14 protein-coding genes are annotated in these 12,155 nt (G+C 62.1%); 9 read left to right on the top strand and 5 right to left on the bottom strand.

From position 1 onward, the window contains the following. The first annotated feature begins 183 nt into the window (after positions 1-183). The 3 genes from GO606_RS00290 (at position 184) to GO606_RS00280 (ending at position 2,581) form a co-directional block, all read left to right on the top strand. Positions 184-456 (top strand): helix-turn-helix domain-containing protein, encoded by a 273-nt coding sequence (locus GO606_RS00290; RefSeq protein WP_246979225.1) that lies wholly within the window; start codon positions 184-186, stop codon positions 454-456. A 37-nt stretch (positions 457-493) separates the two neighbouring features. After that, positions 494-1,135 (top strand): IS630 family transposase, encoded by a 642-nt coding sequence (locus tag GO606_RS00285; RefSeq protein ID WP_246979223.1) that lies wholly within the window; start codon positions 494-496, stop codon positions 1,133-1,135. Between the two features lie 612 nt (positions 1,136-1,747). Next, positions 1,748-2,581: a class I SAM-dependent methyltransferase gene (locus GO606_RS00280; protein ID WP_169120879.1), complete on the top strand. Its 834-nt coding sequence runs from the start codon at positions 1,748-1,750 to the stop codon at positions 2,579-2,581. A 450-nt stretch (positions 2,582-3,031) separates the two neighbouring features. Here GO606_RS00280 and tnpC read toward each other — a convergent pair whose 3' ends face one another. The 3 genes from tnpC to tnpA are packed head-to-tail and all read right to left on the bottom strand — an operon-like array spanning position 3,032 to position 5,342. Beyond that, positions 3,032-4,648, bottom strand: a complete 1,617-nt coding sequence (gene tnpC, locus GO606_RS00275) for an IS66 family transposase (RefSeq protein WP_246979221.1) — start codon at positions 4,646-4,648, stop codon at positions 3,032-3,034. Positions 4,649-4,692: 44 nt separating this feature from the next. Then, the gene (gene tnpB, locus GO606_RS00270) at positions 4,693-5,037 is read right to left on the bottom strand and encodes an IS66 family insertion sequence element accessory protein TnpB (protein ID WP_169120859.1); all 345 of its coding nucleotides are present in this window, start codon (positions 5,035-5,037) and stop codon (positions 4,693-4,695) included. Next, complete coding sequence (tnpA, locus tag GO606_RS00265; RefSeq protein ID WP_169120857.1) at positions 5,037-5,342, bottom strand: IS66 family insertion sequence element accessory protein TnpA; 306 nt, start codon at positions 5,340-5,342, stop codon at positions 5,037-5,039. The genes tnpB and tnpA overlap by 1 nt, the downstream gene beginning before the upstream one ends. Positions 5,343-6,018: 676 nt before the next feature. Between tnpA and GO606_RS00260 the strand changes: the two genes are divergently transcribed. Genes GO606_RS00260 through GO606_RS00250 form a run of 3 tightly spaced genes read left to right on the top strand, consistent with a single transcriptional unit; the run spans position 6,019 to position 8,858 of the window. Beyond that, the gene (locus GO606_RS00260) at positions 6,019-7,056 is read left to right on the top strand and encodes a sensor histidine kinase (protein WP_169119688.1); all 1,038 of its coding nucleotides are present in this window, start codon (positions 6,019-6,021) and stop codon (positions 7,054-7,056) included. Continuing rightward, on the top strand, positions 7,031-7,672 hold the full coding sequence (locus tag GO606_RS00255; RefSeq protein WP_169119689.1) for a response regulator: 642 nt from the start codon (positions 7,031-7,033) through the stop codon (positions 7,670-7,672). Before GO606_RS00260 ends, GO606_RS00255 begins: the two co-directional genes overlap by 26 nt. Before the next feature lie 19 nt (positions 7,673-7,691). Then, the gene (locus GO606_RS00250; protein WP_169119690.1) at positions 7,692-8,858 is read left to right on the top strand and encodes a patatin-like phospholipase family protein; all 1,167 of its coding nucleotides are present in this window, start codon (positions 7,692-7,694) and stop codon (positions 8,856-8,858) included. Here GO606_RS00250 and GO606_RS00245 read toward each other — a convergent pair. After that, positions 8,848-9,627 (bottom strand): 3-hydroxybutyrate dehydrogenase, encoded by a 780-nt coding sequence (locus tag GO606_RS00245; protein WP_169119691.1) that lies wholly within the window; start codon positions 9,625-9,627, stop codon positions 8,848-8,850. The genes GO606_RS00250 and GO606_RS00245 overlap by 11 nt on opposite strands. Before the next feature lie 55 nt (positions 9,628-9,682). Continuing rightward, on the bottom strand, positions 9,683-10,030 hold the full coding sequence (locus GO606_RS00240) for a carboxymuconolactone decarboxylase family protein (protein ID WP_169119692.1): 348 nt from the start codon (positions 10,028-10,030) through the stop codon (positions 9,683-9,685). 487 nt (positions 10,031-10,517) lie between these two features. Here GO606_RS00240 and GO606_RS00235 point away from each other — a divergent pair, with 487 nt between their 5' ends. The 3 genes from GO606_RS00235 to GO606_RS00225 all read left to right on the top strand — a co-directional run bounded on the left by GO606_RS00235 (position 10,518) and on the right by GO606_RS00225 (position 12,090). Beyond that, positions 10,518-10,973: a hypothetical protein gene (locus tag GO606_RS00235; RefSeq protein WP_211166753.1), complete on the top strand. Its 456-nt coding sequence runs from the start codon at positions 10,518-10,520 to the stop codon at positions 10,971-10,973. Between the two features lie 135 nt (positions 10,974-11,108). Continuing rightward, positions 11,109-11,576, top strand: a complete 468-nt coding sequence (locus GO606_RS00230; protein ID WP_211166754.1) for a plastocyanin/azurin family copper-binding protein — start codon at positions 11,109-11,111, stop codon at positions 11,574-11,576. A gap of 157 nt (positions 11,577-11,733) precedes the next feature. Continuing rightward, complete coding sequence (locus GO606_RS00225; protein WP_169119694.1) at positions 11,734-12,090, top strand: DUF488 domain-containing protein; 357 nt, start codon at positions 11,734-11,736, stop codon at positions 12,088-12,090. Positions 12,091-12,155 lie beyond the last annotated feature (65 nt).

Raw genomic sequence — 12,155 nt, 5'->3', positions numbered from 1 at the left:
CAGACTCGCAGCTTACAATCCCCATAGCATCCGCCGTCGCGGTTCAGTCCAACGAGGTTTATCCGCGGCCATGCCGCCTCGCCTTCCTCAAACGCTTCCGCTGCGGCGGATAAACGCTATTCGTTAGAGCGGTTTTGCTTTGCGTAGAAGGAACAAAGGTACTGCCAGCGTGGTCATCTGGCCATGGCACCTTACTCAGTTGATTTGCGCCAGAAAGTTGTCGATGCGTACGAGCGCGGGGTGGGTTCACAGCGCCAAGTAGCCGAGCTTTTTGGCGTCAGTATCTCGTTTGTCGAGAAGCTTTTCATGCGGCTGCGAAGCACCGGAACAGTGGCGCCAAAGCCGCACGCTGGCGGAAAGCGATCGCGTGTGGATGAAGTCGCGCGACAGCGTCTGGCGCAGTGGCTGCACGCGCAGTCCGATCTGACGCTGCGGACGAGTTGGCGCAGCGCCTGAAGACCGAATTGGACATTCATATCGGTTTGCCCCGACTGTGTCGGGTGCTCAAACAGATGCAACTGTCACGAAAAAAAAGACGCTCCATGCGACGGAACGTGACGCCGACTCGGTAATTGAGGCGCGCGCGGCTTACCGGGAGGAAATGGCCCAATATCCCCCGTCACGATTGCGCTTCATCGATGAATCGGGCGTGAACATTGCGATGACTCGTCATTACGGCCGTGCCCTGCGGGGGGAGCGGGTGCCCGATGCGGTGCCGAAGAACCACGGTCGCAATGTCACCGTGCTGGGCGCTGTGTCCTGCCGAGGCATCGATGCTGTCATGACTGTTGAGGGCCCGACCGACGCTGCAGTGTTTCGAGCTTATGTCGATCAGGTGCTGGTACCGACGCTCGCCCCCGGTGACATCGTCGTCATGGACAACCTGAGCGCGCACAAGGTCAAAGGCATTCGCGAAGCGATCGAGGGCGCCCAGGCCAACCTGCTTTATCTGCCGCCCTATTCCCCGGATTGGTCCCCCATCGAACCGTGCTGGTCGAAACTCAAGACTGCCTTGCGGGCCGCCAAGGCGCGGACGCGCGAAGCACTGGATGAGGCCCTCAAACGGGTCCTCAACACGGTGACCGCCGCCGATGCCCGCGGCTGGTTCGCACACTGCGGCTATGCCTTACAGTGAGCGGCAATCCGCTCTAGGCCACACATCATGCTCATAGCGCGATTCGCAACCGTCCTTTACGTTGCCTTCGCTCTCTCAGGGTGCAACGCAGAGTTCGATGATGTCTCTGATGCTCCTGAACACCGACCAGTCATTGGCGAACAGTGCCGAGTTCAATCATCGCTAAATGCTCTCGGCGTCACTTTGAAAGTAGAGCGAAACAAACGAACCGATGTCATTGCTCTTACTTCGTTTAACGTAAGTGGGCCTGAAATTACATTTAGCACCCACCTACCGGCAGGAACAACACTTGAAATTGTCGTGGTAAGGAAGTGCAAGAACTGTCCATTTGACGATCGAATTGAGTACCAAGTTCGACCAGAGCCCATGCCAAAGGAATTCGGCGATACCCCAATCTATATGAATCTCCAGCGCGTAAATCCCGGTGCTATCTCATGCAACACACTGCGAGGCCAGAGGGGTGCGAACTAACCCCGCTTCTTGGCCTGCCTCCTGCCTAACTGGTCGTTGTGCTGCTGCGCGCGGCGTGGCCATGATTGAAGCGCAAGAGTTTAGAGAACTGGAACCGTATTGGCACGTTCTATGGTGCGTGCCGTAGCAAAGGAGGAAGCCATGACCACTCAGGAAAGAGAAGATACGCGGCCCCCGTGGGACAAAATCGCGCCAGGCTATGACAAGACCAACACGCCCACGCAGATGTGGATTGCGAACGAAGGCCTCCGCCGTGCCGAGCTCCGTGCCGGCATGCGCTTCCTGGACGTAGCGGCGGGCAGCGGCGCCCTCAGTATCCCGGCGGCGCGCATTGGCGCGCAGATACTGGCGACGGACCAGTCTCCAGTCATGCTCGAGTTGCTTAAGGAGCGTGCGCGCCAAGAGGGGCTCAACATCGAAACCCGCGTCATGGACGGCCACGCGCTCGAGCTGGACGATAACTGCTTTGACATGGCCGGTTCGCAGTTCGGCGTGATGCTGTTTGCCGACATGCCGCAGGGCATCCGCGAGATGGTGCGCGTCGTCAAGCCGGGCGGCCGTGTGCTGATGATTGCGTACGGCGACCCGCATAAGATCGATTTTCTCGCCTTCTTCGTGGGTGCCATTCAGTCCGTGCGCCCCGACTTCCAGGGTCCCCCGATGGACCCGCCTCCGCTCCCCTTTCAGTTGCAGGATCCAGCGAGGCTACGCCAGGAGTTCGCCACCGCCGGACTGAAGGACATCAAGGTCGAGACCATCACCGAGACCACAGAATTCAAGAGCGCGCAGGACCTGTGGGAGTGGATCGTGTGGAGCAATCCCCTCGTCGAGGGGATGCTCGGCGACCTGAACCTGTCGAACGAGGAGAGCGGCGTGATCCAGCAGACACTTGAGACGATGTTCCGCGAGCGCGCCGGCGGCAGCGGCGTCGCCAAGCTGAGCAACCCGGTCAACATCGGCGTCGGGACGAAGTAAGTTGCGGCCGCAGATACTTTCCGGCTCTGCTCAAGGCTGCTGCGTCGTGGCGGCTGCTAGGTTTCGGCTCGTGCCAGACAGCAGCACAACAAGGCGCTGCACCGGACGTGCTACAGGCTCCGCTACGCTTCGCCTTCCGCACGCCGATGAGCTTAAGCGTTCCAGGCGACGGCCTACGGCCGCGCCTGAACTTTGACGCTGGGCGTCATGAAGCTCATTTCTCTGAAGCAACCTCCCAAGGTCAGATCCGTTTGGCGTGCTGTTCTTGTCGGCGTGGTTGCGCAACCGCTGGTCGTCCTGCTCCTGAGCGCGGTCTACTGGGCTCTGCGGCCTTTCGTCTGGGCCGCTGTCTATTCGGAGCCTTATCGTCCTCCACCTGGTCCGTATCCGCCGGACAGTGGGGAGTGGCTGTTCGTGCGAGGGTAACCGGTAACTGCGCAGCGTTCTTGCCTACGGCCGAGGGCTATGCAAGGGCGATCGCAGCGGATTGCCGGCGAAGAGTTGCTTCCACAGTCGCGGCGTGAGTTCGTGGACGCGGCTGGCCGGATGCTGGCTGACGCGCTGCAGCACATCGACCAGATAGTCATAGGGGTCGATGTCGTGGAGTCGGCAGGTGACGATCAGGCTCTGCATGATGCCGACCTGCCGGGCGCCGAGTTCGGTCCAGCAGAACAACCAGTTGCGGCGCCCCATCGGAATGGCCCGCAGCGCACGTTCCAGAGGGTTCGTGTCGATCGGGACGTCCGGGTCGGTGAGGTAGACCTCGAGTCCGAATCGCCGCTCGCGCGCGTAGGCGAGCGCCTTTGTCATGGGATTGCTCGGCAACAGGCCCTGTGCCTCGAATTGCTGGCTCACCCAGGCGAAGAACCGTTCGACGATCGGCTTGGCATGCATCAATCGATAGTCGAGCTTTTTCGCGGCACTGAGCTTCTTTTCGCGGATGTGCGCTTCGACCGCGTAGAGGCCACCGATGAACTCCAGTGCCTGCGCCGCGACTTGCGGCGCGGCGTCCTTCGCCTCGAACAGGTGGCGCCGCGTGTGCGCCCAGCATTGCGCGTGGGTTAGTCCGGTCTTCTTCGTGTAGTGCTCATAGGCGGTGTACCCGTCGCTGAGCAGCACGCCGCGCTCGACCGGCGTCAGGCCGAGCGCCTGCTCGACATGTTCGATCCGGCGACTCTCGAAGAACGGGAAGCAGACTTCGTCCAGCTCGCCATAGACCGGCCAGAAGTAGGCGGCCTTGAGCTTGCCCGGCCCGGCGCGCCCGGCCTTGATCGGCGTCTCGTCCATCGCCTTGACGCGTGAGGCGCGAATCGAGCCGAACTGGGCCTCAAAGATCGGTTCGATCAGGGCAATCGCGTGTTGGCCGAGCTGCGTCAGCCACGGCCGGCTGACGGTGATGCCGGTGTCGCCCAGGCGCTGGTGCTGGCGGTAGAACGGCAGGTGGTAGGCAAACTTGTCGATCAGCATGCCGGCGATGAAGCTCACGTCAGCGCGACTGCCCTCGATGACACCGCGGGGCGCGGCCGGGCAGGAAATGACCTGGGTGTCGCGGCGCTTGATCACCGGGCGCACGTATTTGAGGATCACGTAGCTGCCCGGGCGCTGCGCGAGGCGGAAACTCGTCTTCTCGCCGATCACTTCGTACTGGTCGGCGGTGAGCCCCTCGGCGTCCGGGTTGGGCACCGCAATCGTCTCGACCGGCACCCGCGCCTCGTCGAAGAACGGCGCCGATTCGTCGCCCGCGGCATAATCGGTGGTGCGGGCCCGGCGGGTGTGGGCGGCAATGTCCTGGGCGGGAGGCGGCGGCGGCGAGGAGTCGGGCACCGGCAGCTCGCCCAGGTTCATCTGATGCGGGTGGGCGTCCACGAGGCGCTTCTCGCTCTTCTGGCCGAAGAGCTGCCGCCGGAACCAGTCGAGCTGGTGTTTCATCGCCTCGACTTCGAGCTTCATCGCATCGAACCGGCACCCCAACGCCAGGCGTTCGCGCGCCAGATCGACGACCTGCTCGGCCGTCCAGCGGGCGGCTTCTTCTCGGGTCGGCAGGTGCGTCAGGGGCGTCGCGGGCATGCCGTCATTCTAGCAAGAAAGCCAGTATCCATGCGGGTTTGCGCTCATTTCGCCGGCAGCGCGAAGCGCTTTCTGACGCGCGCCGGCTCGATGCCTTCGAGCAGCAGCTTCAGCCCCGTCCAGTCCATCTCGCGGGTGGCCACCCGCGACCAATCCGACACGAAACGACCCGACTCGAGCCGCTTGGCCCAGATGCAAAAGCCGCTGCGATCCCAGTACAGGACCTTCATCTGCGTCGCCCGCCGGTTGATGAACACGAACAGATGCCCCGACAGCGGATCCTGGCCCACGCCGTGGCGGGCGAGCGCATACAACCCGTCGAAGGACTTGCGCATATCGACCGGGCGACCGTACAGATGCACCCGCACCGCGCCTTCGGGAAAGAACATCAGCCGCGCACCAGGTGCAGCACCACGCCGCCCCCCAGATCGAGTTTGAGCTCGAGGCGCGAGGCGCTGCCCGAACCGAGCACCCCCAGATCGACGAACGCCGCTTGCCGCGCCGGCGTTCGAGCGTCTGCTGCACCGCTCACCGGCGCGACGAGTGCCCGCCAGCGCTGAAAGCTCGAGACGCTGATCGACTCGCGCGCGCAGAATGTCGTGACGCTCAGCCCACTCGAACCGTGCCGGGCGAACACCTCCCGCCACTCCTCTCGGCTGCGCCGGCGCCACTTGCGCTTGATTGCTCCTGCCATGAACACCGCCTCCGTTGTTAAACCTGGAGGCGATTGTCCACGCCGATCATGTGGCCGGGAACAACGCCGGGCAGTTACCGCTTACGTGCGAGGCATCGGCTTCTGTGCCACTTTGGTTGCAGGTGCCGCCGCTGCACACTGGTCACCGCCAGGATCGAAGGTGCCGGTAGGTCTTCTGGTCGGCTTCAGCTTCATTGGTTTGCTGTTCACTCAGTTCCCGTTGGAAACATCCGCTGTCCGGAACGTAATCTATGCCTTAGGTGCGCCTCTTGGCATCGTAGTTGGAGCCGTGATTCGTTGGCGCCGGGAGGCTACGGAGGAGCATTTACAATGACGCCCAACCCGTCGTCGCGGCGGAACGGCTAACGACCCCTTCCAAGATCAAGTCGTTCCGAGTCAGTCCATCAAAGCTTCCTGACAGACGTGCAGCTCCATGAAAGCTACACTCCACCTGATTGGTAAGCGAAGTCGGAGCTGCGATGAGCGTGCGATGAGCGTGCGATGAGCGTGCGATGACCGCTTCACGTCGATGTGTCGAGGTTTCGGCAAAACGACGCGGTCGCCTCGCCCGCCCACTAGCCTAGCGCTGCGGTTACTTGAGGCAGCGTCCCTGTAGGAGAAAGGCATAGCCATCAGCTGTGTATTCTTCAGGTCGGGCTTACGCGAGAATCGTGCCGTGCGTTTTGCGGTGATCTTCGCGGTGACGCTCGCCGTCATCGTCGCGGACTTCACGACGTGGATCGAGCTCGACGTCGCCACGATCTACGGACTGCCTCTGGTGCTCGGCGGCGCGACACGTAGTCGAGTTCTGTTGTGGACCCTGACAGGGTTGCTTATCGCGGCGACGTTCGTTGTGTATGCACTGCAGGTCCCGGCGGGTTCATTCAGCTTGACGGAGACGTTCTTCGTCAATCGAGTGCTCAACGCGGTTTCACTGCTGCTTCTGGCGGGACTGCTGCACCTCTGGATGGGATCCGCCGCGACCGGCGAAGCGCAAGCGGAACTCATCAAGGAGCAAGACGAGAAGTTGCAAGCTGCCAAGGCGTCGCGCCGAATGGTTGAAGTCCAGGAAGCGGAGCGACGGGCACTGGCCAGTCAGCTGCACGATCTGGTTGGGCAGAAGCTGACTGCGCTCAGTATCAATTTGACGATTGCCAAGAGCCAGCTGTCGCCGGGTCAGGCGGCGCAGATCGGAGCCCGATTGGACGATTCGCTCAAGATGGTCGAAGAGACGACCCAGAGTATTCGAGACGTCATGGCCGAACTGAGGCCGGCCGTCCTGGACGACTTCGGACTCGCGCCCGTATTGCGCTGGTACGCAGAGGAGTTCACCAAGCGCACCGGGGTGGCGACCTCGGTTGTTGAAGAGGGGCGGGTGCGTCGGCTGACGCCAGCGGCCGAGCACGCGCTCTTTCGCATGGCCCAGAACGCGCTCGCGAACGTGGCCAAGCACGCGCGTGCCGACAAGGCTGTACTGACCCTTCGAACGACTCCGCATTCGATCTGCCTGACCGTGGCCGACAACGGCGAAGGCTTTGACCCGACGGCAGTTCATCAACCGGCGCGAGACCATGGCTGGGGTTTGATGATCATGGGTGAGCGCGCAGCGGCGATCGGCGCGCACTTGAAAGTCGACTCGGCGCCCGGGCATGGAACCCGAATCATCGTGACAATAAATGGGGATTCGCATGCTCAGCGTTCTGCTCGCGGATGATCACGCCGTTGTGCGCGACGGCCTGCGTGCTTTGCTCGAAGCGCAGCCTGGAATCGAGGTGGTCGGGGACGTCGCGAATGGACGCGAGGCGGTGCGCGAAGCGCAAAGACTGCAGCCCGACATAGTGATCATGGACATTGCGATGCCCGACATGAATGGAATCGAGGCGACGCTCCAGATGCAAGATGCTTGTCCCTCAACGCAGATCCTGATTCTGTCAATGCATTCGACGACGGAACATATTTTCCGTGCTCTTCGGGCAGGCGCGCGCGGGTACCTGCTCAAGGATTCTGCCGGGGCCGAGGTGGTCGAGGCGGTTCGAGTTGTGCACACAGGGCGACGGTACCTCAGTCAGAAGATTGCCGCGACCGTGATTGACGACTATATCGCCGAGCGCCACCGGACGAGCCCTTTGGACAGCCTGAGCCGTCGCGAGCGGCAAATCCTGCAGCTGATCGCGGAGGGGAAAACGAGCGCCGAGGTCGGGACGATGCTTTTTCTGTCGCCGAAGACGATCGATACCTATCGCAGTCGAATGATGCACAAGCTGGGTATCGGCGATCTCCCAAATCTGGTCAAATTCGCGATCCAGCACGGGATCACGCAACTCGACTGAGCGCGAGCGGCTCATTCAAATGGGTGGAACAACAGGAAGGATCAACGCCGTGGCAGGGAGTTTCCAGTTTCCGGTGCGGCCGGGTACGCGACGCGTCGCCCTGGTGTTGCAAGGAGGCGGCGCCCTGGGCGCGTATCAGGCGGGGGTGTTTCAGGCGCTCGACGAGCGTGGATTCACGCCGGATTGGGTGGGCGGCACTTCGATCGGCGCGATCAACGGGGCGATCATCGCCGGCAACCCCCCCAACCGACGCCTCGAATGTCTGAAGCGCTTCTGGAACGCCGTACTGCACGAGGATCCGATCGATTTGCGCGGACTGCCGGACGCCGTACGCCAGACCTACAGCTGCTGGACGGCGATGGCATCCATGATCGGCGGGCGACCGCACTTCTTCTCACCCCACCCATTCCTGCCCTTCGGCGTCGGCAATGCAGGATCCGCAGACACGGCAAGCTTCTACGATACGGGTCCGCTGCGTGAATCCTTGCTGGAGAGCATCGATCTCGAGTACCTGAACAACGGATCCATACGTTTCAGCCTTGGGGCGGTGCATGTTACGAGCGGCCGACTGCGTTATTTCGACAATTCACTCCAGCGCGTCGGCATCGAGCACATCCTGGCAAGCAGCGCGCTACCCCCGGCCTTTCCTCCCGTGCTGGTCGATGGCGAGCTGTACTGGGACGGCGGGGTCTACTCGAACACACCACTCGATGTGGTGCTCGACGATTATCCACGAGTCAACACGCTGTGCTTCATGATTGACCTGTGGAGCGCGGGCGGTGACGAGCCTCATTCCATCAGCCAGACGCTGGATCGACAGAAGGACATCATGTACGCGAGCCGTTCCGACCGCAACATCGAGACCTATGAGGCGATGCACAATCTGCGCCGAGTGATCCGCGAGCTCTATGGCCAGTTGTCGGAGGCAAAGCGCAAGGACCCGAAAATGCGAAAGCTCGCGGAACGGGGGTGCCACACGACCATGGACATCGTGCATCTGGGCAACCGTGACCGGGGCTGGGAGCTCGCCAGCAAGGACATGGATTTCTCCCGCACGGCCATCGACGAGCGCTGGCAACTCGGCTATGCCGACGCGACGCGGGTGCTCGATCGGGCGGCCTGGATGGATCCGGTCGATCCGCTGGTCGGCGTGGTCGTGCACCGGATGCCGGCCCTCACTGCATGAACCATCCGTGACTCACCACCAGCGACTGCCCCGTGAGTGCATTGCTGGGGAACGCGGCGAACAGGAGCGCCACCTCGGCAACGTCTTCAACCGTCGTGAATTCGCCGTCGACCGTTTCCTTCAACATCACCTTCTTGATGACGTCATCCTCGGAAATGCCGAGTTCCTTGGCTTGTTCGGGAATTTGACGATCGACGAGCGGGGTGCGCACGAAACCGGGGCAAATGACGTTCGCACGAACTCCGTGCGCGGCGCCTTCCTTCGCGACCACCTTGGCGAGTCCGATCAACCCGTGTTTGGCGGTAACGTAAGGCGCCTTCAGTACTGACCCTTCCTTGGAGTGTACCGAGCCCATGTAGATGACACTTCCACCACCAGCGCGGTACATGTGGGGCAAGCACGCACGGGTGGTGAGGAACGCGCCATCGAGGTGAATGGCGATCAGCTTTCTCCAGTCGGCGTAGCTGAACTCCTCCACCGGGTGGACGATCTGGATGCCGGCGTTGCTGACCAGGATATCAATCCCGCCATAGGCGGCGACCACCGCTGCCACACCGTCATTGACCGCGTCTTCGCAGGTGACGTCCATCGCCACGCCGGATGCTTCCCCGCCAGCGCTCTTGATCTCCGTGGCGGCCGCCTTCGCGGCATTGGGATCGAGGTCGGCGATGGCGACCTTCGCGCCTTCACGGGCGTAGCGCTGCGCGATGGCCTTGCCGATGCCGCTTGCTGCCCCGGTGACGATCGCGACTTTGCCTTCGAGTTTCATCGGTAGTCCTTCCAGCCATGAGCATCAACGGGACGTATTGCGCGATAGACATCGTTCACGCACTTGCCTTGGCTTCCCCTTTATGCATGGCGTCGATGGCGATAACCGAGTGTGCGTACGCTGCCCCGGCACGCATCTCGGCGGCAACCCATATCGCTTCCATGAGTTCCTGCTCGGTCGCGCCTTTTTGCGTCGCAAGCTCTGTGTGACCGCGGATGCAATAGGGGCACTGCGTGACATGCGCGACCGCCACCGCGATGAGCTGCTTGGTCTTCTCCGGCAAGGCGCCATCGGCAAAGACACGCTTCCCGAATTCGCGAAACGCGCTGTGAATTTCCGGCGCGAGTTCCCTTCGCTTTTGCGCCAGCTCTTTCGTGGTATTCGGATACATCTGCTGTTCCATTTTGGACGCTCCTTTCGAGGAACTACGCTCCCCGTCCTGAGTTGCGATCGTCACGCCGGCAGCTCGATACGCAGCTTCCTCGGTGCCGCTGGCGGTATTCGGCATTCTGCACACCGCGGATCGGCGGGCATGGCGCCGAATGACTTCGGCGTTGCCTCCCTCAAGCCGACGTCACGTCATTACTTGCGCAACTCCGATTGAACGAACTGTGTCTGGGTTCGACGCGAACGACCATCAGGATTGCTTGATGATTTGTGTAGGGAGATTAGGATCATCCGATAGGCGCGTTGCAGCGATCCGTCCGGCATCAAGAAGTCTGCACGCGACGCGTCAAGATCCGCCTACATTCGCGCCTTCAAGGCCGCGCTAGTGTCGAAGCATCGTCGACACGCACAAATCGAAGCCGCGGCTCGCCAAAACGGGGGCTCCGCGCCTCGACGGCGTTTCGATCCTCATTGAACATCTTTTTTACTCGAGGAGATTCGACATGACGAGAAACGGCAACTCCCTTTTTGTGCGATGCCGCGGCACGGTTGCCGGTCTCGCGCTGATGCTGCCCCTGGCAATGGTTGCGCCGCCAGCCGCCGCTGCGGACATCACGACGTCGCCGCCGGCGAGCTTCAAGAAAGTCAGTTCGCTGGTCAAGCTGCCGGACTTCGTGCCGGGATTGGGAACGCTGTACGTCGATCCGGCGTCGTTGCCGGTCGGACCGTTTCTCGGCTACAGCCGCGAGGGCAAACTGATCAACATCACGTACATGGTTCCGCTCAAGGACATCGAGGCTCACAAGAACTTCGAGACGTTGGGCGAGGCGGCCGCAGGCATCAAGCTCAACCACACCGACATTCAGTACAACCCGGGGCATCCCGGCGTGGAAGAGCCGCACTACCACGTCGTTCAATGGCTGATCAGTCCCGCCGACGCCAAGGCACAGACGAAGTAAACGCCGGCCATGCAGAAGTGCTTGGACAGGAAGTCCGTGCGGATGAAAGCGACAGTTGGACGCACGGCTCTCCTTGGCGTGTGTCTTGCGAGTGCGGCCACGCTCGGCGACCCGACTCCCGCGATCGCCGCGACGGTGGAAATCAAGCTGGTGCAGACGCCGGCTGGCGAAACGTATTTCGATCCGGCCGGCGTTCACATCGCCCCCGGCGACACGGTGCGGTGGGTGCAGATCAGCGGGTTCCATTCGATCACTGCCTACCATCCGAGCAACGACAATCATGAGCTGCGGATCCCCGTGTCGGCCAAGCCGTGGGATTCCGGAGTTCTGCTCGCAGATGACCCCAAGCGCGCCGCGGCGTTCGAGCACGTATTCACCGTGCAGGGCGTCTACGACTATTTTTGCAAGCCCCATGAAATGGCCGGCATGGTTGGGCGCATCGTGGTCGGCGACCCCGGCGACGGCCCGGGAACGAAGCCTTTTGCCTATGCACCGGGGGAGCGCTGGAAGTCGGTTCCGGAGGTCGCGCGCGCCGCGTTTCCCACGATCGACGAGATCGTGGAGAAAGGGACGGTGCTCGGGGCGAGCGCCGCGCTGAAATGACCTACTACGGGCGCCCCTATATTCCGGGGTCAACTGCGCGCCCCGGTCCTGTCCGAATATCGCGCCGACGCTCTACTCAGGTGCACATTGACAATAAAGCAGACCGATCGGGGCGGTCGAATGATCGACTCTCTGAGCGGTGGCGGGAGGTCCGTCCATGATCGAGCTTCAGCGAGTCTACGAGCATCACAACGCCCACGGAACCCGGTTCCTGGTGGAGCGGCTCTGGCCACGCGGGATCAGGAAAGAATCCCTGCAATTCAGCGACTGGCTCAAGGATGTTGCGCCGAGCGTCGCATTGCGTCGCTGGTTCCAGCACGACGTGACCAAATGGCCGGAGTTCCAGCGCCGCTACAGAATCGAGCTCGACACGCATCCCGAGGCGTGGGCCCCGATCGTCGAGGCTGCCCGCGTGGGCGATGTCGTTCTTCTGTACAGCTCGCACGACACGGAGCACAACAACGCGGTGGTATTGCGCGACTATCTCAACGAGAAGCTCGGCCAAGGGGTGTAAGTGGAAGTCGACCATCGCGTGCCGCAGCGTGGCTGCCGAGCGGTCTTCTCCTGGGTTTTCGCTGG

It is taken from the genome of Aromatoleum anaerobium (assembly GCF_012910705.2).
GTDB classification, from domain to species: Bacteria; Pseudomonadota; Gammaproteobacteria; order Burkholderiales; family Rhodocyclaceae; genus Aromatoleum; species Aromatoleum anaerobium.
The sequence above is the reverse complement of the archived record's forward strand: the minus strand, read 5'-3'. Positions and strand labels throughout refer to the sequence as shown.